Origin of the sequence: Bradyrhizobium sp. Rc3b, from assembly GCF_900114915.1 — a bacterium.
GTDB lineage: Bacteria > Pseudomonadota > Alphaproteobacteria > Rhizobiales > Xanthobacteraceae > Bradyrhizobium.
Genome location: NZ_FOUS01000001.1, coordinates 135,612 through 158,889, shown reverse-complemented (window position 1 = coordinate 158,889; position 23,278 = coordinate 135,612). Strand labels below are relative to the sequence as shown.

Genomic DNA, 23,278 nt, shown 5'->3' with positions numbered 1-23,278 from the left:
CTTAGTCCGAGCCCGATGTACACGTCTTGACGAACGCAAAAACGGGCTAGAGGCGGAATTCCTCGCCAAGGTAAAGGCGGCGCACGTCCGGATCGGCGACGATCTCATCCGGGCTCCCCTCGGTCAAGATTTCGCCGGCATAGACGATGTAGGCGCGGTCGGTGAGGCCGAGCGTCTCGCGGACATTGTGGTCGGTGATGAGGACGCCGATGCCGCGATTGGTGAGATGGCGGACGAGGTCCTGGATGTCGCCGACCGCGATCGGGTCGATGCCGGCGAAGGGCTCGTCGAGCAGCATGTAATTCGGCCGCGTCGCCAGGGCGCGCGCGATCTCGACGCGGCGGCGCTCGCCGCCCGACAGAGCGATTGAGGGCGATTTCCTGAGCCGCGTGATGTTGAACTCGTCGAGCAGCGAATCGAGCTGCTGCTCGCGCTTCTTGCGCGAGGGCTCCACCACTTCGAGCACGGCGCGGATGTTCTGCTCGACGGTGAGGCCGCGGAAGATCGAGGCTTCCTGCGGCAAATAGCCGATGCCGAGCCGCGCGCGCTGATACATCGGGAGCTTGGTGACGTCGTGGCCGTCGAGCTCGATGGCGCCGCGATCGGCCTTGATCAGGCCGGTGATCATGTAGAACACGGTGGTCTTGCCGGCGCCGTTCGGACCGAGCAGGCCGACTGCTTCGCCGCGGCGCACATAGATGCTGACACCGCGCACGACCTGGCGGCTGCCGAAGGCCTTTTCCACGCTATGCACAGCCAGAAAGCCGGGCCGCTTCAGGAGCTGCGGCCCACCGCCGTTCGGCTTGGCGGCGGCCCTGACGGGGTGAACTGCCGGCTGACGCGGCGCCTCGGCTTGATAGTCGCCTTGATAGTCACCCTGGAACTGATCGGGCGCATGGATCGCCTGGTCGCGGGCCATCGGCGCGTCCCGGATCGGGCTCGTCACGAGCCCGCCGACGCCGTCACCAAGCGCGGTGATGTCCTGACGCGCAAATCCTGGCCGGCCGCGCTTGGCGGGGCGCCGACGGAACATGCTGAAGAGATCGACCATCCCCGCCTTCTAAGCCTTTCGCGACGATCCTGCGCGAATTCGCGCGATCTGCCGCACCGGCCGTTCGACTGGCCGATGCAGCATGAGTGAAGGGATGTCTCATGCCCAGTGAAACACGCCCGAAAAGCGGCGGACCCCGCTTCGAAAGCCCTGCGCGCTAGATACAGTCTCACCGGCCAAGCTTCAACCTCGGTTCGGGAGCGTCCGGACCAAGCCATTGAATTTATTTCGGTTTAGTTGCGCCCGGCAATTGCAAAGGCGGCGCCCCGCCGGGCTTGCCCGAACCGCAATCGTTGCCGGCGCCCTGCGGCAGCAAGACCTGCACCCGGCCGCTATCAGATTCCACCCGCGACACGCCGGTCGTCATGTCGACCTTCAGCCGATCGCCACGCATCACATTCTTGCACTGCGTCATGACCACCTGGCCCGAGCCGCCGCCGAACATGGTGATGAGGTTGGTCTTGGTGTCGAACACGGCGGTCTCACCGGTCACCACCTGGTCCTTCTGGGTGACCACGACATTGCCGTGCGCCTCCAAGCGTTTGATGGAGGAGCTGCCGCCCGGACCCGGCTGCGCCGACTGCATCGGCGCCGTCGATTTTGCGCCCTTCGCCGCCGGTTGCTGCGGTGTCGCCGGCTTGTCGCCGCCGCCCGACTCGTAAAACACCACCAGTGTCTTCGATGTCATGGTGGTGTCGCCCTGGATGACCTTCACATTGCCGGAGAAGGTCGCTTCCTTCTTCTTGTCGCGCATCTCGAGCGAGGCCGCTTCGATCTGGATCGGCTGATCACGGTTCTGCGAGAAGCCCTGAAGCGCGTTGTTCGGCGCATTCGTCGAGTTCTGTGCACGCGCCGCATCGGCTACGATCAAGAGACCTAGGCCCAGCACAGCCGCACGGATGATGGCACTGCGCTTGTTGTCGTTGCGCGGAAAAAACCTGATCATGGAAATCATCTTGAGTTGGCAGACTTGTTCTGGGGCGTGCGCGTCTTCGCCGCGGGCTCGGCTGGCGCAGGCTGAGCGGCGGCGGGGTCATCCAGCTTGTCCAGATGCATCACCACATTGCCCTCGAAGCGGATGACGTCACCGCCTTCCGTGATGCGCAGCTTGTCCGCGGTCAGCGTGCCGTTGGTCAGCTTGACGTCGACACGCTCGTCCGAGGAGACCGTGCCCTTGCCCATGTCGACGAAGGCCGAGTTCAGCCGCGCCTCGTAGCCGGTCGAGGTGCGCAGGAAGATGTCCTTGTGCAGATCGAGCTGCTGCTGCTTGTTGTCGAAGCGGCCGGTGCGGGCATCGAGGAACAGGGTGGATTGATCCTCCATCAGCACCTTCGCGCGCAGGTCGGAGAGATCGACATGATCGGGATCGGTGATGTCCTGCGTCGCGGTCTTGGCCCAGAGCTCGTAGGGTCGCTGGTCCGGCGTGTAGCCCGCCAGATGCGGCGATTCCATCGTGATCTTGGTGCCCGACACCACCAGGTTTCCGGAATCGAGCGGCAGCTTCGGCATCAGCATGCGGAACGGATTGAAGACCGAGACGCCGACGATGGCGGCCATCGACAACAGCACTGCAGCCGGCACCGCGAGGCGCAGAATCCGCACCAGACGGCTGTGGCGCGCCGCGCTGGCAAACTTCGCCGCAAGCGCGGCGTCGTAGGTGGGATTGTGGGCCGAATTCACCTGAGCTCCTGAGGTGCCGCTCGCCAGGCCGGGTTGCAGGCCGCTCCATTGTACCCGTCAGCGCCGCAATATGCAGCCTTGTACATATCAGCCTTGGACATATCAGGCTCGGACAGGCCGCACGAAAGTGTCCGAAACGGGGCGCAGCCCGAAGTCTAACCGGCGGTCGAGGGCTCAGGAATGCGCGAAAATGTCCTCCTCCGCCCAGCCCTGGAGGTCGAGCAGGGCGCGGGTCGGCAGGAAGTCGAAACAGGCTTTGGCCAGCGCGGTGCGGCCCTCCCGCACCAGCATGGCATCTAACCGCTCGCGCAAGGCATGCAGGTGCAGCACGTCCGAGGCGGCATAAGCGAGCTGCGGCTCGGTCAGGCTGTCGGAACCCCAATCGCTGGATTGCTGCTGCTTGGAGAGATCGACATTGAGCACCTCGCGCACGAGGTCTTTCAAGCCGTGGCGATCGGTGTAGGTGCGGGTCAGGCGCGAGGCAATCTTGGTGCAATAAATCGGGCCGGTCATGACGCCGAAGGTCTGGTACAGCACCGCGACATCGAACCGCGCGAAGTGGAAGATCTTGGTGATGGCGGGATTGGCCAGCAGCGCCTTCAGGTTCGGCGCGTCGGTGTGGCCCTTGGGTATCTGGACCACGTCGGCGCTGCCGTCGCCGGGCGAGAGCTGCACCACGCAGAGCCGGTCGCGGTGCGGATTCAGCCCCATGGTCTCGGTGTCGATCGCAACCGCTCCGGTGTAGCGGGACAGGTCGGGCAGGTCGCCGCGATGCAGGCGTACGGTCATGGCGTTTCAAAACCTCGGGTCTAATCGGTGCGTCGGCACAATAGCGAATTCGGATTGCCCGCGATGTAGCCATTGCCGGCGGGCCGCGCAAGCACGGGCTTCGCTCAGATCGCCGCCAGCATGATGCAGATCATCGCAGCAACCGCAATGCGGCTGGGGCCGTCGCGGAAGGCGTACAGAATCGGGTCATCGGGCATCTCGCGGCGATGCGCCATCATCAGGGCGCGGCCGAACCAGTAGAGCAGCAGCGGATTGAGCAGCCACAGCAGCCAGGGACGGCTGTACAGCGGCGTCACCGCGGTCGAGGAGACGTAGAGCGAGAACACGGTCACCGCGTTCATCGCGCTCGCCGCCGCCATCGCCGCGATGATTTGCAGGTCGGTGACGCGATAGTCGCGGTTGGAAGGATCGGAAAGGCCGGCGCTCTCGCGCATGCTGAGCTCGCTGAAGCGCTTGATCAGCGCCAGCGAGGTGAACACGAACAGCGAGAAGATCAACAGCCATTCCGACAGCACCACGCCGACGCCGACCGCGCCGGCGACGATGCGAAGCGTGTAGAGACCGGCGAGCGTGACGATGTCGACCAGCATCTTGCGCTTGAGCGCGAGCGAATAGGCAATCGTGGTGACGAGATAGGCGCCGAGCACGCCGAGAAACAAAGGCGAGATGCAGAGGCCGGCCACGACCGCGAACAGCCACAACGCAGGGATCGCTGATAGCGCGGACGAGATCGGCAGATCTCCGGCCGCCAGCGCGCGATGGCGCTTGGTCGGATGCTGCCGGTCCGCTGCGAGATCCAGGAGGTCGTTCATCAGATAGGCGCCCGACGCACAGGCCGAGAACGCCAGGAACGCCAGCAGCGCGGAGCCAAAGCTGGCAAAATTCAGCTGATGCGCGGTGATGACAGGCACGAACACCAGCGTGTTCTTGGCGTATTGATAGACACGCAGCGCCTTGGCCCAGATCTTGAGGCTCGCACGCTTGCTGCTGCGCGCGGCGATGCGCTCGATAGCGCCGGGATCGAACGGCAGCTTTTCGCCTGCAGCCAGATCAGCCGGCGCAACGACGCCGTCAAAGCCGAGATGTGCGGCAACGCCGGCGGCATGGTGGGTGAACCGGCCGGCCACCAGATAGATCTTCGCGCCCCGCGCCCGCGCCGCGAGAGCCCGGTTCAGCACGTCGGGCTCGTAGGGCAGATGGGCGTAGTCGATCTCGGCGCGCGCCAGGATATCCGTGAGTGCCGCCATTCCCGGACGTCCGCCAGCGCCGAAGCGGGCGAGCATGCGGCCGGGGCTGGAGAACAGCGCCTCCATCAGCAGCTCGGACCGCAGCAGGCCGCCTTCGAGATCGATGACGAGCGTCCGCGCAGCCGCCGCCGTGACCAACGGCTCGGGCACGCCAGGATCATACTGCCGGGCAGGCTGCTCCATCCGAATACGCTCTGACTTGCCGCAAACTGACCGGCTCAGGGCCGGGGAGCAGGGAAATGGACGGTCATGACACTAGGGGAGCATTCGCTAAGGGCGGCTTAATCGGGCTGCCGGAAGCCGCGAGAACAGGGCTGTTGCACGGAACCCACAGCGGCGCGCGAACTGCCCGTTTCGGCGGAGCCTGTGGCGCGCGGCCCGTGGAAATCGTGCGGGCCCACCCCATCTGCCAGTTTCCCTCCCCGCGACCCATGAATCGAGATCCATGACCGAACAGACGCTCGCCGCGCCGATCGACGACCCGTCAGAACGCCAACGCGGCTTCTCGCGCTACCAGGCGCTTCTGATCGCGCTGCTCGCGTTCACGCAGTTCACGATCATCCTCGACTTCATCATCATGTCGCCGCTCGGCGCCATCCTGATGCCCGCGCTCGACATCACGGCCGGCCAATTCGGCGTCGCGGTGTCGGCCTACGCGTTCAGCGCGGGCATTTCGGGCGTGCTGGCCGCCGGCTTTGCCGATCGCTTCGATCGCAAGCGCCTGCTGCTGTTCTTCTATGTCGGCTTCACGCTCGGGACCCTGCTTTGCGCGATCGCGCCGAATTATCATGTGCTGCTGCTCGGCCGGATCGTGACCGGATTGTTCGGCGGCGTGATCGGCTCAGTGGTGCTCGCCATCGTCACCGATTTGTTCGCGCTACATCTGCGCGGCCGCGTGATGGGCTTCATCCAGACCGCGTTTGCAGCAAGCCAGGTGCTCGGCATTCCCGCCGGCCTGTTTCTCGCCAATCACTGGAGCTGGCACGTCTGCTTCATTGCGATCGTCGTGGTGTCGATCGCGGCGATCGCCATCATCGCCTTCGCCATGGAGCCGGTCGACGCGCATCTGAAGCGGAAACAGGACAAGAACCCGTTCCACCATCTGATCTCGACCGTCGGGCAGCCGCGCTACACGCTGGCCTTCTTCGTCACGACGCTGCTGGCGACCGGCGGCTACATGCTGATGCCGTTCTCCAGCGCCTTCACCGTGCACAATCTCGGCATCGACATCACGCATCTGCCGACGATCTATCTCGTCTCAGGCCTGTTCAGCATCGTCACGGGGCCGCTGGTCGGCAGGGCAAGCGATGCGTTCGGCAAATACCCGACCTTCGTGTTCGGCAGCGTGGTGTCCGTCATCATGGTGCTGATCTACACCCATCTCGGCCACGTCACGCTGGTGACCGCGATCCTCGTCAACGTGCTGATGTTCGTCGGCATCTTCTCGCGCATGATCCCGTCGCAGGCCCTGATGTCCGCAATCCCGGATCCCGACCAGCGCGGCTCGTTCAGCGCGGTCAGCGCCTCGCTACAGCAGCTCTCCGGCGGCCTCGGCTCGGTGCTCGCCGCCGGCATCATCACGGAAGGGGCGGATGGCTCGCTGATCCATTTCGACCGGATCGGCTACGTCGTCGTAGCATCGGCGATCGTCTCGCTGGTAGCTATGTATTTTGTGCAGAGGGCGGTGGCGGAGCGGACGGGGAAAAGGGTGGTGTAAGGGGAAACGGGACGAACTGGCGTACCGGGGGACCGTCGCGACGGCGATGCAGCAATCGCCGCTCCGCTATCTTCGCGGATCGGGAGCCGTCTTAATTTGCGTCCGAATTCCGCAAAATGGTGCCCAGGAAAGGACTCGAACCTTCACGGCCGTTAAGCCACTGGCACCTGAAGCCAGCGCGTCTACCAATTCCACCACCTGGGCATGCCGTTTGGGGCACGGAGGCGGTTACTACGGTTCGGTGACGCCGTTGTCAATTCATGCGTGACCCGGGTTTGGGGATGCCGATTGCGCATCGCAAACCGGCCCGATACAAGCCTGACAAGACGCACTCTTTTCCGCAGGAACGGCTCCCATGGCATCGAATCTGGACACGCTCGTCACGGTTTTCGGCGGATCGGGGTTTTTGGGCCGGAATGTCGTCCGCGCGCTGTGCAAGCGGGATTACCGGGTCCGGGTCGCGGTGCGGCGGCCGGAACTCGCCGGATACCTCCAGCCCTCCGGCAAGGTCGGGCAGGTCCATACCGTGCAGGCGAATTTACGCTATCCGGCCTCGGTCGAGGCGGCGCTGCGTGATTCGCACGTCGTCATCAACCTCGTAGGCGTCCTGACCGAGAGCGGCGCGCAGACCTTTGACGCGGTCCAGGCCAAGGGCGCCGAAACCGTCGCCAAGGCGGCGGCCGCGGCCGGCGCCAGCCTGGTGCATGTCTCGGCGATCGGGGCCGATGCCGAATCGCCCTCGCGATATGCCAAGGCCAAGGCGGCCGGCGAAGCCGCGGTGAGGGCAGCGGTGCCGTCGGCGACGATCTTCCGCCCCTCCCTGATGTTCGGCCCCGAGGACCAGTTCACCAACCGTTTTGCCGCGCTGGCCCGGATGTCGCCGGTGCTGCCGCTGATCGGCGGCGAGACCAGGATGCAGCCGGTCTATGTTGGCGACGTCGCCACCGCGATCGCGGACGCCGTCGACGGCAAGGCCAAGGCGGGCGCGACCTACGAGCTCGGCGGGCCGGAAGTGCTGACCATGCGCGAGATCATCGAGGCCATCCTCGAGATCACCGCGCGCAAGCCGGCGCTGATCCCGCTGCCGTTCGGCCTCGCCCGCTTCCAGGCGAACTTCCTGCAATTCGCGCCGGGCGCCTTCAAGCTGACGCCGGACCAGGTCACGATGCTCGAGCGCGACAATGTGGTGTCGGACGCGGCCAAGGCCGCCGGGCTCACGCTTGAAGGGCTCGGCATTACGCCGGATTCGCTGGAAGCGATCGCCCCGCAATATCTCTGGCGCTTCCGCGCCGCCGGTCAGTTCCAGCGTATGAGCGTGTGAGGGTGGTGTCACCTCTCCCGCTTGCGGGAGAGGTCGGATTGCGAAGCAATCCGGGTGAGGGCTTTCTCCTCTTGGGGGTTCTCGCCCGCGGAGCTACCCCCTCCCCAGCCCCGCAAGCGGGAGAGGGAGTGCACCACCGGCGCGGCCGGCGACTTAGAACTTCAGCTTCTTGAATACCGCTTCCGGCAGCGTCTTAATGATCAGCATCACGAGGCGCCATTTGCCGCTGACATAGACGACGTCGGTCTTGTTCTCGACCGCCCGGAGAATGGCATCGCCGACGACCGGCGCTTCGACGGTGAGCGGGCCGATCAGCTTCATGCCATCAGTCATCTTGGTGCGGACGAAGCCAGGCTTGACCGTGACGACATGCACGCCGCCACGGCTGGCGCGGGCGCGCAGGCCCGACAGGAAGGCGGAGAAGCCAGCCTTGGCCGAGCCATAGACATAGTTCGAGGCACGGCCGCGGTCGCCGGCGACGGAGGACACGCCGACAAGCGTGCCGCTGCCGCGGCCCAAGAATTTTTCGGCGAACAGGCCGAGGATCAGCGACGGGCCCTCGTAGTTCGAGCGCATGATCGCGGTGGCGTGGGCGAGATCGCTCTCGGCATTTTGCTGCATACCGAGCAGGCCGACGATCGAGATGACGACGTCGGGCAATGCCGGCAGGCCGTTCACAAAGCTTTCGAACGTGGCGGTGTCGAGCACGTCGAACTTGTAGAGACCGACGTCGACATTGTAACGCGCGCGCAGATCGGCCGCGTCAGGCTCCAGCGCGGCGACGTCGCGGCCTGCGAGGCCGGCATCGTAGCCGGCTTTGGCAAAGGCACGCGCGGCGGCGCGGCCGATGTCGGAGGAGCCGCCGAGCACCAATACAGATTTGCGTGACGTCACGGCCTAGACCTCATCAAACAGACGCTGTGAAAGTTTCGAGCGGATGTTGCCGGCGGGATCGAGCGATTTGCGGATCGCGTTGAAACGCGGCACGGCAGGATAGCCCGCCGCGAAGGTCGCACGCGACTGGCGTGCGTCTTTCGCCAGATACAGCCGGCCGCCGGCGGCGACGACGAGCCGATCGATCTCGTCGAGGAAATTCAGGATGTCGCCCTTCACCGGGAAATCCAGCGCGAGCGTGTAGCCGGGCAGCGGGAACGACAGGATGCCGTCGCCCTGTCCGAGCTTCTTGAGCACGGCGAGGAAGGAGGCATCGCCGCGCCGTGCGACGCGATCGAGGATATCGCCGAGCACGGCGCGCGCGCCGGCTTGCGGGATCACGCATTGATGCTGCAGGAAGCCGCGCTTGCCATAGATGCGATTCCACTCACCGACGCTGTCGAGCGGAAAGAAATACGGATAGAGCGAGACCACGTGGCTGCCGCCGGCGCGCCGCGCGCCCATGCGATAGTAAAGCTCGTTGAAGGCGCGGACGCTGGTGCGGTTCAGCGCCATCGACGGCAGGTCGACCGGCACGCTGAGGCGAGACTCCTTGCCGACCGGAAATGCATCGACGCCTTCCGCCAGTTCGCCCCTGCCCGCGTGCTCGCCGAGATAGATCAGCGAACGGCCGAGATCGCGCCCGCGTGCCGCGCAATCGATCCAGGCCACCGAATAGGTCGCGGCATCCCCCGCCTCGAGCGCGCGCATCGCGGCATCGAGATCGGACGCGGAGATCACCCGCTCGCGGATCCACCCGGTCTCGACCCGGCGCAGCCGCATCGTCGCTTCGAGGATGATGCCGGTCAGGCCCATGCCGCCGACGCTCGCGAAGAAGGCGTCGGAGTTCTGTTCGCGCGAGGCCTCGATGACCTCGCCCTGCCCGGTGCGCAGCAGGAGGCTGTCGACATAGCGGCCGAAGCCGCCCTCGCAATGATGGTTCTTGCCGTGGACGTCGGCGGCAATGGCGCCGCCGATCGAGACGAAGCGGGTGCCGGGCACGACGAAGGGCAGGAAGCCGCGCGGGCCAAAGGTGTCGATCAGGTCCGACAGGAGAACCCCGGCTTCCAGGCGGATGCGCCCGGTTGCCGGATCGAACGACCTGACCCGGTCGAAGCCGGTCATCGTGACGGTCCTGACGGCGCCGATCGCGGCATCGCCATAGGCGCGGCCATTGCCGCGCGCGACGGTGCCGGCCGAGACAGCCTCGCCGACCGCCGCGAACGAGCGCGGGCGCAGCACGTCGCTATCGACGACCGGGAAACGGCCCCAGCCGCTGACGAGGGTCATGGCTCAGCTCCTGTGCCGGGCGCGCGCCGCCCGGCGTTGGAACTGACTACCGATCAAAAGCTTATTTTGCGTTGAAGGCCTGGTGGAGTCGTAGCCCGGATGGAGCGCAGCGCAATCCGGGGATCCTGCCACAAGGAACGCTGGCCCCGGATTACGCTGCGCTTCATCCGGGCTACAGGCCTACACCTACCGCCCCAGCGCCAGCGCGATCAGGCCGAGCGTGCCGACGATGACGCGCCACCAGGCGAACACCACGAAGCCGTGGCGGGTGACATATTCCAGGAACGACTTGACCACGATGATCGCGGTGATGAACGACACCACGAAGCCGATCGCGACGATGCCCATATGGTCCATCGTCATCTCGGAGCGGCTCTTGTAGAAGTCGTAGGCGAACGCACCGATCATGGTGGGGATGGCGAGGAAGAATGAGAACTCCGCCGCCGCGCGCTTGTCGGCGCCGAGGAACATCGCGGCTACGATGCTGGCGCCGGAACGCGACACGCCCGGGATCATCGCCACGCACTGCGCGATGCCGATATAGAGATACATCAGCAGCGGAAACCTCGTGGCGTCATGCTCGCGCGGCTTGAGATCGAGCTTGTCGACCCAGAGCAGGATGGCGCCGCCGACGATCAGCGTGAAGCACACGACCCAGGGATTGAACAGCACGCTCTTGATGTATTTGCCGGCGACGAGGCCGACGATCACAGCGGGCAGGAACGCGACCAGCACGCCGAGCACGAAGCGGCGCGAATAGGTGTCGCCCGTGAAGAAGCCGATCACGACATCCCAGAGCTTCTTGAAGTACAGCCCGACGATCGCGAGGATCGCACCCAGCTGGATCAAAACCGTAAACGAATCCCAGAAGGCGCCTTCGCCGAGATGGAAGAAGCGTTCCGCGAGCAGCAAATGGCCGGTCGAGGATACGGGAAGGAACTCGGTCACACCCTCGATGATGCCGAGGATCACTGCCCGTATTGCGTCTGACATATTTACGGTCCATTTCGGCTGGAAAAGCGGGGCCCTTCTCGCCTATTCGTCCCCATGCCGCAATCGCAAAATGCGAAATCACGCCCTTGCCTCGCGGTTTTGAAGGACTAGTGTGGCGCCGCACAAACATTGATGGAATCTTAAGCACCATCAAATAGTCAAAGGCTTCATGTTTACGCTGTTTCATCATCCGTTCTGTCCGCATTCGCGTTTCATCCGCCTGATCGCGGGCGAATACGGGCTCGACCTCAAGCTGGTCGAGGAGCGCAGCTGGGAGCGGCGCGAGGCGTTTCTGTTGCTCAATGCGGCAGGCACGACGCCTGTGATGGTGGACGACGAGCAGCCGCCGATCCCGGGCGCTGCGATCATCGCCGAATATGTCGACGAGACCTATGGCGCCGAGATGGGACCCAAGCGCCTGATGCCGGAATCCATCGGCGAGCGCGTCGAGGTTCGCCGGCTGATGGCCTGGTTCAACGAAAAATTTTTCGAGGAGGTCTCGCATCCTCTCGTCACCGAGCGCATCTACAAGCGCTTCATGAGCGAGGAGAACGGCGGCGGGCCGCCCTCGGCCGACGTAATGCGCGCCGCCAAGGCCAATGTGCGCTATCATCTGGCCTATATCGGCTGGCTGGCGCAGACCCGTAATTTCCTCGCCGGCGACCGGCTCACTTACGCGGATCTCGCCGCCGCGGCGCATCTCTCGGCGATCGACTATCTGGGCGACGTGCCATGGAGCGAGGACGACGCAGCAAAGGCGTGGTACGCGCGGGTGAAATCCCGCCCGTCGTTCCGTCCGCTGCTGAGCGAATGGCTGGCCGGCGTGCCGGCGTCGCGGACCTACGTGGACCTGGATTTCTGAACTCCGATCCGACTGAACTGAAGGCGGCGCTCACGCGCGAGGCGCGCGCGCTCGGCTTCGACTGCATCGGCATCACGATGCCAGGCACGATCGAGAGCGCCGGCAAATACTTTCTGGAATTCATTGCCTCCGGCGGTCATGGCGACATGGACTGGCTCGCAGCGCAGCCGGAGCGTCGTGTCGATCCGCGCGGGCTGTGGGCTGACGTGCGCTCGGTGATCATGCTCGGGGTCAATTACGGCCCGGACCAGGATCCGCTCGCGATTCTCGAGCAGCGCGCGCGCGCGGCGATCTCGGTTTATGCGCAGGGCGACGACTATCACGATCTCATCAAGAAGCGGCTGAAGGCGCTGGCGCGCTGGCTGGTCGCGACCGCGCCGTCAGACGTGAAGGTGTTCGTCGACACCGCCGCGGTGATGGAGAAGCCGCTGGCGCAGACCGCGGGTCTCGGCTGGCAGGGCAAGCACACCAACCTCGTCTCGCGCGAATTCGGCTCGTGGCTGTTCCTCGGCGCGATCTACACCACGCTGGAGCTGCCGCGCGACGCCGCCGAGATCGATCATTGCGGCTCGTGCCAGGCCTGTCTCGACATCTGCCCGACGGCGGCGTTTCCCGCGCCGTACAAGCTCGATGCGCGGCGCTGCATTTCCTATCTCACCATCGAGAACAAGGGACCGATCCCGCACGAGTTTCGCAAAGCCGTCGGCAACCGCATCTATGGTTGCGACGATTGCCTCGCTGCGTGTCCCTGGAACAAGTTCGCGCGGGAGGGGCGCGAAGCCAAGCTCGCCGCGCGCAGCGAATTGCGCGCGCCTGGACTCGCCGAGCTGGCACGCCTCGACGACGCCGCGTTCCGCGCGCTGTTCACGAAGTCGCCGGTGAAGCGGATTGGTCGCGATAGGTTCTTGCGGAATGTGCTGATTGCGATTGGTAACTCGGGCGAGGCGGCGCTGGCCGAGGAAGCGCGACGGTTGCTGGAGGATGCGAGCCCGCTGGTGCGTGGCGCTGCGGTGTGGGCGCTGGGGCAGTTGCTAGGACGGGAAGAGTTTGAGGCAATGAAGGTCGCTGCATTAGATCACGAACGCGACGACAGCGTGCGCGAGGAGTGGCAGACCGTCGCCTAATCCTCGGTGTCATTCCCCGCGAAGGCGGGGAATCCAGTACGCCGCGGCTTCTCGACTCAATCACCGCGGTCTCGGAGTACTGGATCGCCCGCCTTCGCGGGCGATGACACCTGTTGTTGTGGCGATAGCTTGCGCGGCCTGACTCTCACGACGGCACCACCACCCTTGATTTCCCCGCGCGTTTCTTCAATCTCGCGCGCATGACAAACTTGCCTTTCTTCACCCGCAACAGCGATACATTCCATCCGACGGAAGCCGCCAACGGTCCGTGGGATCCGAAATCGCTGCACGGGCGCGTCGTCGTCGGGCTGCTCGGCTTCGCCATCGAGGAGCGCCATTCGGGTCCCGAATTGGTGCCGGCGCGGCTCACCGTCGACATGTTTCGGCTGCCGACCATCGACAAGCCGATCGAGGTAACGACGCGCCTCGTGCGTGACGGCCTGCGCATCCGCGTGGTCGAAGCGGAATTCGTCTCCGGCGGCGTCAGCATGGCGCGGGCCTCGTGCCAGCTGCTGCGCAAGACGCAAAATCCTGATGGCAATGTCTGGTCGCCGCCGAACTGGGACGTGCCGAAGCCGGCCGACATTCCAAAACCCACCGATCCCAGGCTCGGCATGAACGGCAAATGGACGACGCGCCCCATTGTCGGTCATATGGGCTCGCTCGGTCCGCGAAAACTCTGGATGAGCGAGGTGCGCGAGCTCGTCGCTGGCGTGCCGATGACGCCGTTCGTCCACGTTGCCACCGGCGCCGATTTCGCCAGCCCCTTTGCCAACGCCGGCGACAACGGGCTCGGCTACATCAACAGCGACGTGACGATCTATCTGCACCGCCTGCCGGTGACGAACTGGATCGGCTTCGAGGTGGTGAACCATCACGCCACCGACGGCGTCGCGATCGGCGAATGCTGGCTTTATGACGAACAGGGTCCGATCGGCACCGCGACGGTGGCCGCGCTAGCGCAGCGCAAGCCGATGGCCAATCCTTCGAAGCGATAGGAGCTTGCCGTCATTCCGGGGCAGCCCGCAGGGCTGAACCCGGAATCTCGCGCAGCAAGCTCGAGATTCCGGGTTCGCGCTCCGCGCGCCCCGGAATGACGACTAGGCGAGATGCCGCTGCATCTCCGGCCGCGCCTTCAGCGCCGCGCCCTGCTTGGCGACGATCTTGGCAATCCGCTCGGGTGCGAACTTCAGGTCGATGAATGCCGGCGCGGTATTGGCGACCTCGTGATAGCTCACGATCTTGCCGCCGTTCAGCGTCATGATCGCAACGCCCTCGAACATCGCCCGCGCACCGCCAGCTTCCGGCAAGATCGAGCGATAGCTGAAGGTGTAGCGCGCATAGAGCGTGGTGCCGTCGGTGACGGGATCGTGCATGTCCCAGCGGAAATCGGTCGCCGTGCGATAGAACCAGTCGTCGATCAGCTCGGCGATCTTCTCGCGGCCTGCGAAGGCGCCGTAGAACACGTCGTGATAGACGCCGTCCTCGGTGAACAGCTCGGCGAACGCTTTGCCGTTGCGCTGCTCGACAGCATCGCAGAAGGCGCGCAGCATGGCGGTGGTGGTCATTGATTGCCTCCTGAAGGAAGAAGGCACTTCACCCGATCTCAGCCACCGCGGCAAGAATGCGCGCGATGTCTTGCGGGCGCGAGAGGCGGTGATCGCCGTCCTGGATCATGGTCAGCACGACGTCGTCGGCCGGCAGGCGATGCGTCAGCGCAAAAGCGTGCTGCCAGGGGACATCAGGATCCTTCGCACCTTGCAGGATGCGGACCGGGCAGCCGAGATCGATGGCGCTGCCGAGCACGAGATGATTGCGGCCTTCCTCGATCAGGTTCCGCGTGATCGGATAGGGCGAGCCGTCGCCATATTCGGATGGCCGCAGCCAGAGACCCTTGGTCTCGATCTCCTGCTTCACCGCTGGCGAAAAATTCTTCCACATCAGCTCTTCGGTGAAGTCCGGCGCCGGCGCGATCAGCACGAGGCCTGCCAGCGATCCCTTGCTGGATCGCTTCCTGATCTCGCGCGCGAGCAGCAACGCCATCCAGCCGCCCATGGAGGAGCCGATCAGGACCTGCGGGCCGTCGCAGAACCGTTCGAACACCGCCACGCACTCCTCCAGCCAGCGTCCGATGGTTCCATCGGCGAAATCGCCGCCGGATTCGCCGTGACCGGAATAGTCGAACCGGACCATGGCGCGGCCGTGGTCTCGGGCCCAGGCGTCCAGTGCCAGGGCCTTGCTGCCCTGCATGTCCGATTTGAATCCGCCGAGCCAGACCAGCCCGGGCCCCTGCCCGCGCCGGCTGCGCACCGCGATCCTGCGTGCTGACGGGCCCTCACCCACGTCGATGGTATCGAGTACGGCATCGGGAATTGCATGGCTCATGGAACGTTTAACCTGGCTGCGCGGTTTGAACTGTCGGGTCGTCTTCCGCAGCGCCGGAGACCGGCATTGTCCCTTTGGGACGCTTGCGGAACGGAAGCAAGGTGTCTATGTCGGTCAGCGTGCCCAGGCGTGGCCGAAATACCTCGCATTTGAGGGTTTTTCGTTTCGCGCAGGAGCGAATTGCTTGCCGGCAAACGCATCTTCCTGCAAAATAGCAGCCTCTTTCACAACTTTGGAGAACCACCCATTCGCCGTCCCAATAAAGCCCCGCCCGTCGCCAGCAAAGATGGGCCGCGCATCAATGATGATATTCGCAATGCGCAGATCCAGCTGATCGATCAGGCCGGTGACAACAAAGGCACGGTCGAGACCGTCATGGCCATCCGGATGGCCCAGGAAGCCGGCATGGATCTGGTCGAGATCTCGCCGAACGTCAGCCCTCCCGTCTGCAAGATCATGGACTACGGGAAGTATAAGTATTCGGCCCAGAAAAAAGCCGCCGAAGCCCGCAAGCGGCAGAAGATCGTCGAGATCAAGGAGATCAAGCTCCGCCCGATGATCGACGACCACGATTACGACGTGAAGATGCGCGCGATGCAGCGGTTCTTCGAAGAGGGCGACAAGGTCAAGATCACGCTGCGCTATCGCGGCCGCGAAATGGCGCACCAGGAGATCGGCACCAAGTTGCTCGACAAGATCAAGACCGACGTCGCCGAGCTCGCCAAGGTCGAGCAGGACGCCAGGTTCGAGGGCCGTCAGGTCGTCATGGTTCTGGCGCCGCGCTGACGCCGGTTGTTTGGAACTCAAGAGTTCAACGGCCCGTCCGGATCTCCGGCGGGCCGTTTTGTTTTCACCTCCCTGCAGGCAGGGAGGTGCGCAGCAGCTTTCCCGGCGACAGCTACGTCCGTGTCGCCTGCCAGGTGCCGCTGCACTGGTCACCGGAAATGACACCTCTCCACGAGCCGGCTCCGTTCACGCCGGCGAGCCGGCCGCCGCCGCTGGCATGGGACGCGCCGACCGAGACCTGGACCGCAACGGCACCGCCGCGATTGATCTTGCCGGAGACCCGGCCGCCGCCGGCGGACGACACCCGGCTGCCGGTCACCGTGAAGGGGACGCTGTAGCCGGAGCTGCAATTGCCCCGCGTGGTGGCGAAGGTGACATTCCAGACGCCGTCATAGCCGCCGACGCGGGCATCGGCCGTCGACGGCAGCGCGGCCGTGGCGAGCACGGCCAGAAGCGCCAGATGGCGCGGACGGGCGAAAGCAGGCAAAGAGGGAAGTGATCGGGAAAAATGGGCCATTTTGGTCCTGCTCCAGGCGACGGGCTTGGACATGAGGGTCGCAATTCCGAATAGTCGCCGGGCTGGTTCTGCCGGTTCATCGTTGCCAATCGGCCTGTCCTCTGTCATAAGCCCAGCCTTCATCGCCCGGCTGATTAAGGGCTGCCGTGGCGGTGTTTCGTGCGGGTTTGCGCTTGTTCGTAAAACCTGAGCACAATCAACGCTCTAACGAGCATTTTGACGGCCAGCCGCCTTCGCGGGCGGAACTCTGTGGCCATTAGGAGAGCCAAATGCCCAAGCTGAAGACCAAATCGGGCGCTAAAAAGCGCTTCAAGGTGACTGCCACCGGCAAAGTGATGTTCGCCCATCGCGGCAAGCGTCACGGCATGATCAAGCGGACGAAGAAGCAGATCCGTCAGCTGCGCGGCACCGCGGTGCTGTTCAAGACCGACGGCGACAACGTCAAGAAGTACTTCTTGCCGAACGCCTGATCGCGTCCACGATCATTGCCAACCGTGCCGCGTCTTGCGCGGCAATCCGATAACCAAAGTCACCTCTGAAGGATTTTGTCATGTCTCGCGTCAAACGCGGTGTGACCGCCCACGCCAAGCACAAGAAAGTCTACAAGGCCGCCAAGGGTTTCTACGGCCGCCGCAAGAACACCATCCGCGCCGCCAAGCCGGCCGTGGAAAAGGCCCAGCAGTACGCGTTCCGTGATCGCAAGCGCAAGAAGCGGACCTTCCGCGCGCTCTGGATCCAGCGCATCAACGCTGCCGTCCGTCCGTTCGGCCTGACCTACAGCCGATTTATCGACGGCATGGCCAAGTCCGGGATCACCGTGGACCGCAAGGTGCTGTCGGATCTCGCGATCAGCGAGCCCGCGGCGTTCCAGGCGATCGCCGAGAAGGCCAAGGCTGCGCTCGCCGCCTGAGCCCTGCGGCGCTAGCGGCCGGCTTTGCCGGCCTTCAGCGCATGTTGCGAGTAGCGCTGGGCGACCTCCGCCCGGCAGAAGGCCGTGGCCGAGATATACATGGTGCCGGACTTGCTCCGGTACTTCTGGTCGCAGACCCGCAACTCGCGTTGGTAGCTGAGCTTCTGTGGCGGCTGCAGCTGACCGATGAAATCGGCCTCGCACTTCTTCTCGACCACCTCACCGAACTGTACGTCGCCGCTGGCGCCGTATGCGCAGGCTTCGAACTGCTTCATGGCACGCTCGCAGCCCGGCGCCGCGTTCAGGGCCACGATGATGTCATCCATCGACGTGGATTTGGCCTGGCATTCTTCGGCGGCGAGAGCTGCGCCTCCCAGAAAGCCTTGCAAGAGAACCAGGGCCAGGCCGGCCACGCAGGATCGCAAACGCATCGTCCCCTCCTTCGCGTTCAGGTTGGTGCCAGCCATGCCTTTACGGTTCAAATGCCCCGCATTTACGACGTCCATTCGGCTTGACGTTCCGCCCCGGCTGCGGCCACAACCCGGCAGCCTTTTGCAAGTTTGAGGGATCCGACCGTGTCCGACCTCGCCAGTCTCGTTCAATCCATCCTCGCGCAGATCAGTGCTGCCGGCGACGAAGCGGCCCTCGAAGCCGTCCGCGTTGCCTCGCTCGGCAAGAAGGGCTCGATCTCAGCCTTGCTTGCAACGCTCGGCAAGATGTCGCCGGACGAGCGCAAGACGCAAGGCGCTGCGATCAACCAGGCCAAGGACGAGGTCACCCAGGCGCTCGCCGCCCGGCGCGACGTGCTGAAATCGGCCGCGCTCGATGCGCGGCTCGCCTCCGAGACCGTCGACGTCACACTGCCGCTGCGCGATGCGCCGACGGAAGCCGGCCGCATTCATCCGCTGAGCCAGGTCTGGGACGAGCTGACCACCATCTTCGCCGACATGGGATTCTCGGTTGCCGAAGGCCCCGACATCGAGACCGACGATTACAACTTCACCAAGCTGAATTTTCCGGAAGGCCATCCGGCGCGCGAGATGCACGACACCTTCTTCTTCCATCCGAAGGAGGACGGCTCGCGCATGCTGCTGCGAACCCACACCTCGCCGGTGCAGGTGCGCACGATGCTGAGCCAGAAGCCGCCGATCCGCGTGATCTGCCCGGGCCGCACCTACCGCATCGATTCGGACGCGACCCACACGCCGCAATTCCACCAGGTCGAAGGCCTCGTCATCGACAAGACTTCGCATCTCGGCCACCTCAAGTGGATCCTGCACGAGTTCTGCAAGGCGTTCTTCGAGGTCGACCACATCAACATGCGCTTCCGACCGTCGTTCTTCCCGTTCACCGAGCCGTCGCTGGAAGTCGACATCCAGTGCCGCCGCGACAAGGGCGAGATCCGCTTCGGCGAGGGCGAGGACTGGCTGGAGATTCTCGGCTGCGGCATGGTGCACCCGAACGTGCTGCGCGCCTGCGGCATCGACCCCGACGAGTATCAGGGCTTCGCCTGGGGCATGGGCATCGACCGCATCGCCATGCTGAAATACGGCATCGCCGACCTCCGCCAGCTGTTCGACAGCGACGTCCGCTGGCTGACCCACTACGGCTTCAAGCCGCTGGAGGTGCCGACGCTGGCTGGGGGGCTGAGCTCGTGATGCTCGCCCTCGCGCCAGAGCTTGCGAAGACTCTCTCCGTTCCCTCTGCGGAGACAGCCCTCTCCCTGCCCCTCCCCCGCAAGCGGGGGAGGGAATGGATAGAGCGAGTGTGTGGCGTTCGTCGTATGGGTACGTATTCTCCTGTCGCTCGACAGGTCGAGCTCCCTCCCCCGCTTGCGGGGGAGGGTTGGGGAGAGGGTTTCTCCGCAATGGGGCTGCCGATGGTTGATCCCAAGCATCCGGACTGGAAGATCTCGGCCAAGCTGCGAACCAATGCTCGTGCGCTCAGGCGCGACTCAACAGATGCAGAGCGAATCCTCTGGTCGGAGCTACGTGGCAACCGGCTGAATGGCGTGAGCTTTCGCCGCCAAGTGCCGATCGAGAATTACATCGCCGATTTCATCTGCCACGCAGCCAAGCTCGTCATCGAGCTCGACGGCGGCCAACACTTCTCGAATGATGGCGAGCGCGCCGACGCGCGTCGCTCTACCGCAATCGAAGCGATGGGCTTCAAGGTGCTCCGCTTCAGCAATCTCGATGTCATGACAAATCGTGGCGGCGTTCTCGAAACCATCGCGACCACCGTCGCGGAGAGAGCCCCCACCCCAACCCTCCCCCGCAAGCGGGAGAGGGAGCAGACCGTCTCCGTGGAGAAGAAACAGCCATGAAATTCACCCTCTCCTGGCTGAAGGATCATCTCGAGACCGACGAGCCGCTCGACAAGCTCGCCGAGAAGCTCACCATGATCGGGCTCGAGGTCGAGAACATCGAGGACAAGGCGAAGGCGCTGAAGCCTTTCACGATCGCGAAGGTGATCTCGGCCGAGCAGCATCCGAATGCGGATCGCCTGCGCGTCTGCATGGTCGATACCGGCGACGGCGGCGCGCCGGTGCAGGTCGTCTGCGGCGCGCCGAATGCGCGTGCGGGTCTCGTCAGCGTGTTCTCGCCGCCCGGCACCTACATTCCCGGCAAGGACATCACGCTGGGCGTCGGCACTATCCGCGGCGTCGAGAGCCGCGGCATGCTGTGCTCGGCGGCCGAGCTGCAGATCTCCAACGACCATGACGGCATCATGGAATTGCCGGCGGATGCGCCTGTTGGCGCCGGCTATGCCGACTGGGCCGCGCTCGGCGATCCCGTGGTCGAGATCAATCTGACGCCGAACCGGCAGGACTGCACCGGCGTGCACGGCATCGCGCGCGACCTTGCCGCCGCCGACATGGGCAAGTTCAGGGATCCCGCGATCAAGCTGATCAAGGGCGAATTCGCGTGCCCCGTGAAGGTTACGGTCGAGGATTCCACGCTGTGTCCGGGCTTCGCGCTCCGCCTCGTGCGTGGCGTCAAGAACGGTCCGTCGCCGGAATGGCTGCAGAAGCGGCTGACCGCGATCGGGCTGCGCCCGATCAACGCACTGGTCGACATCACCAACTTCATGACCTACGACCGCGCGCGGCCGCTACACGTGTTCGACGCCAGGAAGGTGAAGGGCAATCTGGTCGTGCGCCGCGCGCGTGAGGGCGAAACCCTGCTCGCGCTCGACGGCCGCACCTACAATCTCGATCCCGCCATTTGCGTGATCGCGGATGAGCACGGCGTCGAATCGCTCGCCGGCATTATGGGCGGCGAAGCCTCCGGCTGCGACGATGACACCACCGACGTGCTGATCGAATCGGCGCTGTGGAACGAGATCAACATCGCCCAGACCGGCCGCAAGCTCGGCATCAATTCAGACGCGCGCTACCGCTTCGAGCGTGGCGTCGATCCGGCCTTCATGGTGCCGGGTCTGGAGCTGGCGACCAAGCTGGTGATGGAGATGTGCGGCGGCACGCCGTCCGAGACCGTCGTGGTCGGCAAATCCTTCGGCGACGACCGCGTGATCGACTTCCCTGTGACGGAGGTCAAGCGCCTCTCCGGCATCGAGGTGCCGCAGGTCGAGATGAAGCGCATCCTGACCCATCTCGGCTTCATGATGGCGGGCCCCGGCCCCATCGTGAAGGTCGCGGTGCCCTCCTGGCGCTCGGACGTCCACGGCAAGGCCGACATCGTCGAGGAGATCGTCCGCATCTTCGGCGTCGACAAGGTGCCGATGACGCCGTTCGAGCGCGGCGAGGACGCGCGCAAACCGGTGCTGACGCCACTGCAGCTGCGCACCCGCCGCGCCAGGCGCGCGCTCGCGAGCCGCGGCATCATCGAGGCGGTGACCTGGTCGTTCATCACGAAGTCCGCGGCAAAATTGTTCGGCGGCGGCCAGCGCGAGCTCGAAGTCGCCAACCCGATCGCGTCTGATCTCTCCGACATGCGCCCGACGCTGCTCGCGGGCCTGATCGCGGCCGCACAAGCCAACGCCAATCGCGGCGTCAGCGATGTCGCGCTGTTTGAAGTCGGCCAAATTTTCAAGGGCGATCGCCCGCAGGATCAGTTCATGGCGGCGAGCGGCGTGCGCCGCGGCTTTGCCTCTTCTGAAGGTCTCGGACGGCACTGGTCGGGCTCGGCCCAGGCTGATGTGTTCGACGCCAAGGCGGACGCGCTGGCCGTGCTGGCTGCGGCCGGTGCGCCGATGCAGGCGCTGCAGATCGTCGCCGGCGGTCCGGCATGGTTGCATCCGGGCCGTTCCGGCACGATCCAGATCGGACCGCAGAACGTGCTCGGCCATTTCGGCGAGGTACATCCCAGAGCGCTCGAGGCGCTCGGCGCCGACGGCCCGCTGATGGTGTTCGAGGTGATCCTCGACCGTATTCCGGAAGCGAAGAAGAAGCCGACCCGCGCCAAGCCACTGATCGAGCTCTCGGCGTTCCAGCCGGTCTCGCGTGACTTCGCCTTCATCGTCGATCGCACCGTGAAGGCGGGCGACATCGTTCGCGCCGCGCAGGGTGTCGACAAGAAGCTGATCACCGGCGTGAACGTGTTCGACGTCTACGAGGGCAAGGGCATCGACGACGACAAGAAGTCGATCGCAATCGCGGTGACGATCCAGCCGCGCGAGAAGACGCTGACCGATCAGGAGATCGAGGCTGTCGCGGCGAAGGTCGTGGCCGAGGTCACGAAGAAGACCGGCGGCACGCTGAGAGCATGATGCCGAAAAGTGCGAAGCGGTTTTCGGACAACATCATGCTCCAGAAATAAAGCATGACCCTTGCGGACTTCCTTCCGAAGGACGTCAGCCTCACCATTGCGATGGCGCTTTGCGCCGTCGCCTTCGTTTCCGGCACTGCACGCGGCTTCTCGGGCTTCGGCTCGGCGCTGATCTTCATGCCGCTGGCAAGCAGCATTGCTGCGCCACGGCTCGTCGCCGCCTTGCTTCTGGTGATCGATTTCGTCGCGGCGGCGCCGCTGCTGCCGGACGCGTGGCGGAAGGCGGACCGCAAGGCGACCGCGGTGATTGTGCTGGGCGCGCTGGTCGGCGTGCCCGTCGGCACATACTTTCTCAGCGTACTCGAACCCGTCACCACGCGCTGGATCATCTCCTGCTTCGTCGCGGCGCTGTTGCTCCTGCTGCTGTCGGGCTGGCGCTATCGTGGCAAGGACCACACCTGGCTTTCGGTCGGCATCGGCGGCCTCTCCGGCTTCTGCAGCGGTCTCGCGCAGACCGGCGGCCCGCCGATCGTCGGCTATTGGCTCGGCCGTCCGATCGCGCCGATCGTCGCGCGCGCCAACATCGTGCTGTTCTTCGGCGCGTCTGACTTCTTCTCGATGATCAGCTACGCGGCCACGGGGCTGATCAGCCGCGAATCGCTCGCGCTCTCGCTGATCGTCGGCCCGGTCTATGCGATCGGCGTCGCATTCGGCGCCTCACTGTTCGGCCGCGCCAGCGAGCAGGTGTTTCGCAGCATCTGCTATGCGCTGATTGCGCTGGCGGTGATTGCAGGGCTGCCGGTGCTGGACGGGGTGTTGCGGTAATTACCGCTGTCGTCCCTGCGAACGCAGGGACCCATACCGCGTGATCTATCGATAAGACACAAGTGACAGTCCCGACGACGATCTCTCAACTGCGAGGCTTCGTCAAACGTCTCCCTGT

At 64.8% G+C, this 23,278-nt stretch carries 24 protein-coding genes and 1 tRNA gene; 12 read left to right on the top strand and 13 right to left on the bottom strand.

All coding sequences use genetic code 11. From position 1 onward, the window contains the following. Positions 1 to 46: 46 nt before the first annotated feature. The 5 genes from lptB to BM190_RS00775 all read right to left on the bottom strand — a co-directional run bounded on the left by lptB (position 47) and on the right by BM190_RS00775 (position 4,917). Positions 47 to 1,051 carry an LPS export ABC transporter ATP-binding protein gene (gene lptB / locus BM190_RS00795; RefSeq protein WP_092251416.1) on the bottom strand — a complete coding sequence of 335 codons (1,005 nt, stop codon included), beginning with the start codon at positions 1,049 to 1,051 and terminating at the stop codon, positions 47 to 49. Between the two features lie 223 nt (positions 1,052 to 1,274). Further along, positions 1,275 to 1,997, bottom strand: coding sequence for an LptA/OstA family protein (locus BM190_RS00790; protein ID WP_177236839.1), 723 nt, complete (start codon positions 1,995 to 1,997; stop codon positions 1,275 to 1,277). Between the two features lie 5 nt (positions 1,998 to 2,002). Then, entirely contained in the window at positions 2,003 to 2,731 is a 729-nt protein-coding gene (gene lptC / locus BM190_RS00785) for an LPS export ABC transporter periplasmic protein LptC (protein WP_092251414.1), read from the bottom strand. A 174-nt stretch (positions 2,732 to 2,905) separates the two neighbouring features. Next, a complete protein-coding gene (locus BM190_RS00780; RefSeq protein WP_018323452.1) occupies positions 2,906 to 3,520 on the bottom strand; it encodes a ribonuclease D in 615 nt (204 codons plus the stop codon). Between the two features lie 104 nt (positions 3,521 to 3,624). Then, positions 3,625 to 4,917, bottom strand: coding sequence for a UbiA family prenyltransferase (locus BM190_RS00775; protein WP_244550557.1), 1,293 nt, complete (start codon positions 4,915 to 4,917; stop codon positions 3,625 to 3,627). Positions 4,918 to 5,212: 295 nt separating this feature from the next. On the opposite strand from BM190_RS00775, the gene BM190_RS00770 reads away from it, so the two are divergent. Then, positions 5,213 to 6,484 carry an MFS transporter gene (locus BM190_RS00770; protein WP_092251412.1) on the top strand — a complete coding sequence of 424 codons (1,272 nt, stop codon included), beginning with the start codon at positions 5,213 to 5,215 and terminating at the stop codon, positions 6,482 to 6,484. Between the two features lie 117 nt (positions 6,485 to 6,601). On the opposite strand, the gene BM190_RS00765 is transcribed toward BM190_RS00770, so the two are convergent. After that, a tRNA-Leu gene (locus BM190_RS00765) sits at positions 6,602 to 6,688 on the bottom strand. Between the two features lie 151 nt (positions 6,689 to 6,839). Between BM190_RS00765 and BM190_RS00760 the strand changes: the two genes are divergently transcribed. Then, positions 6,840 to 7,805 (top strand): complex I NDUFA9 subunit family protein, encoded by a 966-nt coding sequence (locus BM190_RS00760; protein ID WP_092251411.1) that lies wholly within the window; start codon positions 6,840 to 6,842, stop codon positions 7,803 to 7,805. Positions 7,806 to 7,958: 153 nt separating this feature from the next. Here BM190_RS00760 and BM190_RS00755 read toward each other — a convergent pair whose 3' ends face one another. From BM190_RS00755 to BM190_RS00745, 3 genes are all read right to left on the bottom strand, one after another. Further along, positions 7,959 to 8,699 carry an SDR family oxidoreductase gene (locus tag BM190_RS00755; RefSeq protein ID WP_092251410.1) on the bottom strand — a complete coding sequence of 247 codons (741 nt, stop codon included), beginning with the start codon at positions 8,697 to 8,699 and terminating at the stop codon, positions 7,959 to 7,961. Positions 8,700 to 8,702: 3 nt separating this feature from the next. Next, entirely contained in the window at positions 8,703 to 10,028 is a 1,326-nt protein-coding gene (locus BM190_RS00750; RefSeq protein WP_092251409.1) for an FAD-binding oxidoreductase, read from the bottom strand. Positions 10,029 to 10,214: 186 nt separating this feature from the next. Further along, entirely contained in the window at positions 10,215 to 11,021 is an 807-nt protein-coding gene (locus BM190_RS00745; protein ID WP_092251408.1) for an undecaprenyl-diphosphate phosphatase, read from the bottom strand. Positions 11,022 to 11,190: 169 nt separating this feature from the next. Between BM190_RS00745 and BM190_RS00740 the strand changes: the two genes are divergently transcribed. From BM190_RS00740 to BM190_RS00730, 3 genes are all read left to right on the top strand, one after another. Further along, on the top strand, positions 11,191 to 11,883 hold the full coding sequence (locus BM190_RS00740; protein ID WP_092251407.1) for a glutathione S-transferase family protein: 693 nt from the start codon (positions 11,191 to 11,193) through the stop codon (positions 11,881 to 11,883). Next, positions 11,832 to 13,007, top strand: a complete 1,176-nt coding sequence (queG, locus tag BM190_RS00735; RefSeq protein ID WP_092251406.1) for a tRNA epoxyqueuosine(34) reductase QueG — start codon at positions 11,832 to 11,834, stop codon at positions 13,005 to 13,007. Before BM190_RS00740 ends, queG begins: the two co-directional genes overlap by 52 nt. 200 nt (positions 13,008 to 13,207) lie before the next feature. After that, positions 13,208 to 14,005 (top strand): acyl-CoA thioesterase domain-containing protein, encoded by a 798-nt coding sequence (locus tag BM190_RS00730; protein ID WP_092251405.1) that lies wholly within the window; start codon positions 13,208 to 13,210, stop codon positions 14,003 to 14,005. A gap of 102 nt (positions 14,006 to 14,107) precedes the next feature. On the opposite strand, the gene BM190_RS00725 is transcribed toward BM190_RS00730, so the two are convergent. Then, positions 14,108 to 14,575, bottom strand: a complete 468-nt coding sequence (locus BM190_RS00725; protein ID WP_092251404.1) for a nuclear transport factor 2 family protein — start codon at positions 14,573 to 14,575, stop codon at positions 14,108 to 14,110. Positions 14,576 to 14,603: 28 nt separating this feature from the next. Beyond that, positions 14,604 to 15,392: an alpha/beta hydrolase gene (locus BM190_RS00720; RefSeq protein WP_092251403.1), complete on the bottom strand. Its 789-nt coding sequence runs from the start codon at positions 15,390 to 15,392 to the stop codon at positions 14,604 to 14,606. A 246-nt stretch (positions 15,393 to 15,638) separates the two neighbouring features. Between BM190_RS00720 and infC the strand changes: the two genes are divergently transcribed. Continuing rightward, positions 15,639 to 16,178, top strand: a complete 540-nt coding sequence (gene infC, locus BM190_RS00715) for a translation initiation factor IF-3 (RefSeq protein WP_080670072.1) — start codon at positions 15,639 to 15,641, stop codon at positions 16,176 to 16,178. A 112-nt stretch (positions 16,179 to 16,290) separates the two neighbouring features. Here infC and BM190_RS00710 read toward each other — a convergent pair whose 3' ends face one another. Continuing rightward, the gene (locus BM190_RS00710) at positions 16,291 to 16,695 is read right to left on the bottom strand and encodes a hypothetical protein (RefSeq protein WP_092251915.1); all 405 of its coding nucleotides are present in this window, start codon (positions 16,693 to 16,695) and stop codon (positions 16,291 to 16,293) included. 269 nt (positions 16,696 to 16,964) lie between these two features. On the opposite strand from BM190_RS00710, the gene rpmI reads away from it, so the two are divergent. Beyond that, positions 16,965 to 17,165 carry a 50S ribosomal protein L35 gene (gene rpmI / locus BM190_RS00705; protein WP_008143958.1) on the top strand — a complete coding sequence of 67 codons (201 nt, stop codon included), beginning with the start codon at positions 16,965 to 16,967 and terminating at the stop codon, positions 17,163 to 17,165. An 80-nt stretch (positions 17,166 to 17,245) separates the two neighbouring features. Then, positions 17,246 to 17,605, top strand: coding sequence for a 50S ribosomal protein L20 (rplT, locus tag BM190_RS00700; RefSeq protein WP_027561620.1), 360 nt, complete (start codon positions 17,246 to 17,248; stop codon positions 17,603 to 17,605). A gap of 11 nt (positions 17,606 to 17,616) precedes the next feature. Here the strand turns inward: rplT and BM190_RS00695 are convergent, their stop codons facing one another. Continuing rightward, positions 17,617 to 18,111 carry a hypothetical protein gene (locus BM190_RS00695; RefSeq protein WP_312012688.1) on the bottom strand — a complete coding sequence of 165 codons (495 nt, stop codon included), beginning with the start codon at positions 18,109 to 18,111 and terminating at the stop codon, positions 17,617 to 17,619. Positions 18,112 to 18,180: 69 nt separating this feature from the next. On the opposite strand from BM190_RS00695, the gene pheS reads away from it, so the two are divergent. The 4 genes from pheS to BM190_RS00675 all read left to right on the top strand — a co-directional run bounded on the left by pheS (position 18,181) and on the right by BM190_RS00675 (position 23,160). Next, positions 18,181 to 19,263, top strand: coding sequence for a phenylalanine--tRNA ligase subunit alpha (gene pheS, locus BM190_RS00690; RefSeq protein ID WP_092251911.1), 1,083 nt, complete (start codon positions 18,181 to 18,183; stop codon positions 19,261 to 19,263). Between the two features lie 221 nt (positions 19,264 to 19,484). Beyond that, positions 19,485 to 19,931: an endonuclease domain-containing protein gene (locus tag BM190_RS00685; RefSeq protein ID WP_092251909.1), complete on the top strand. Its 447-nt coding sequence runs from the start codon at positions 19,485 to 19,487 to the stop codon at positions 19,929 to 19,931. Continuing rightward, positions 19,928 to 22,336 carry a phenylalanine--tRNA ligase subunit beta gene (gene pheT, locus BM190_RS00680; RefSeq protein WP_092251402.1) on the top strand — a complete coding sequence of 803 codons (2,409 nt, stop codon included), beginning with the start codon at positions 19,928 to 19,930 and terminating at the stop codon, positions 22,334 to 22,336. The genes BM190_RS00685 and pheT overlap by 4 nt, the downstream gene beginning before the upstream one ends. A 53-nt stretch (positions 22,337 to 22,389) precedes the next feature. Continuing rightward, positions 22,390 to 23,160 (top strand): sulfite exporter TauE/SafE family protein, encoded by a 771-nt coding sequence (locus BM190_RS00675; RefSeq protein WP_092251400.1) that lies wholly within the window; start codon positions 22,390 to 22,392, stop codon positions 23,158 to 23,160. The last annotated feature ends 118 nt before the right edge of the window (positions 23,161 to 23,278 follow it).

What these genes read in the sequence shown, in the direction of transcription:
- BM190_RS00725 (WP_092251404.1), bottom strand. Translation starts at nt 14,575, where the DNA reads ATGACCACCACCGCCATGCTGCGCGCCTTCTGCGATGCTGTCGAGCAG.
- BM190_RS00760 (WP_092251411.1), top strand. Translation starts at nt 6,840, where the DNA reads ATGGCATCGAATCTGGACACGCTCGTCACGGTTTTCGGCGGATCGGGG.
- rpmI (WP_008143958.1), top strand. Translation starts at nt 16,965, where the DNA reads ATGCCCAAGCTGAAGACCAAATCGGGCGCTAAAAAGCGCTTCAAGGTG.
- BM190_RS00720 (WP_092251403.1), bottom strand. Translation starts at nt 15,392, where the DNA reads ATGAGCCATGCAATTCCCGATGCCGTACTCGATACCATCGACGTGGGT.
- queG (WP_092251406.1), top strand. Translation starts at nt 11,832, where the DNA reads ATGGCTGGCCGGCGTGCCGGCGTCGCGGACCTACGTGGACCTGGATTT.
- BM190_RS00780 (WP_018323452.1), bottom strand. Translation starts at nt 3,520, where the DNA reads ATGACCGTACGCCTGCATCGCGGCGACCTGCCCGACCTGTCCCGCTAC.
- BM190_RS00695 (WP_312012688.1), bottom strand. Translation starts at nt 18,111, where the DNA reads ATGGACGTCGTAAATGCGGGGCATTTGAACCGTAAAGGCATGGCTGGC.
- BM190_RS00685 (WP_092251909.1), top strand. Translation starts at nt 19,485, where the DNA reads ATGGTTGATCCCAAGCATCCGGACTGGAAGATCTCGGCCAAGCTGCGA.
- pheT (WP_092251402.1), top strand. Translation starts at nt 19,928, where the DNA reads ATGAAATTCACCCTCTCCTGGCTGAAGGATCATCTCGAGACCGACGAG.
- BM190_RS00750 (WP_092251409.1), bottom strand. Translation starts at nt 10,028, where the DNA reads ATGACCCTCGTCAGCGGCTGGGGCCGTTTCCCGGTCGTCGATAGCGAC.
- BM190_RS00730 (WP_092251405.1), top strand. Translation starts at nt 13,208, where the DNA reads ATGACAAACTTGCCTTTCTTCACCCGCAACAGCGATACATTCCATCCG.
- BM190_RS00770 (WP_092251412.1), top strand. Translation starts at nt 5,213, where the DNA reads ATGACCGAACAGACGCTCGCCGCGCCGATCGACGACCCGTCAGAACGC.
- BM190_RS00710 (WP_092251915.1), bottom strand. Translation starts at nt 16,695, where the DNA reads ATGGCCCATTTTTCCCGATCACTTCCCTCTTTGCCTGCTTTCGCCCGT.
- BM190_RS00740 (WP_092251407.1), top strand. Translation starts at nt 11,191, where the DNA reads ATGTTTACGCTGTTTCATCATCCGTTCTGTCCGCATTCGCGTTTCATC.
- lptB (WP_092251416.1), bottom strand. Translation starts at nt 1,051, where the DNA reads ATGGTCGATCTCTTCAGCATGTTCCGTCGGCGCCCCGCCAAGCGCGGC.
- BM190_RS00745 (WP_092251408.1), bottom strand. Translation starts at nt 11,021, where the DNA reads ATGTCAGACGCAATACGGGCAGTGATCCTCGGCATCATCGAGGGTGTG.
- BM190_RS00790 (WP_177236839.1), bottom strand. Translation starts at nt 1,997, where the DNA reads ATGATCAGGTTTTTTCCGCGCAACGACAACAAGCGCAGTGCCATCATC.
- BM190_RS00675 (WP_092251400.1), top strand. Translation starts at nt 22,390, where the DNA reads ATGACCCTTGCGGACTTCCTTCCGAAGGACGTCAGCCTCACCATTGCG.
- rplT (WP_027561620.1), top strand. Translation starts at nt 17,246, where the DNA reads ATGTCTCGCGTCAAACGCGGTGTGACCGCCCACGCCAAGCACAAGAAA.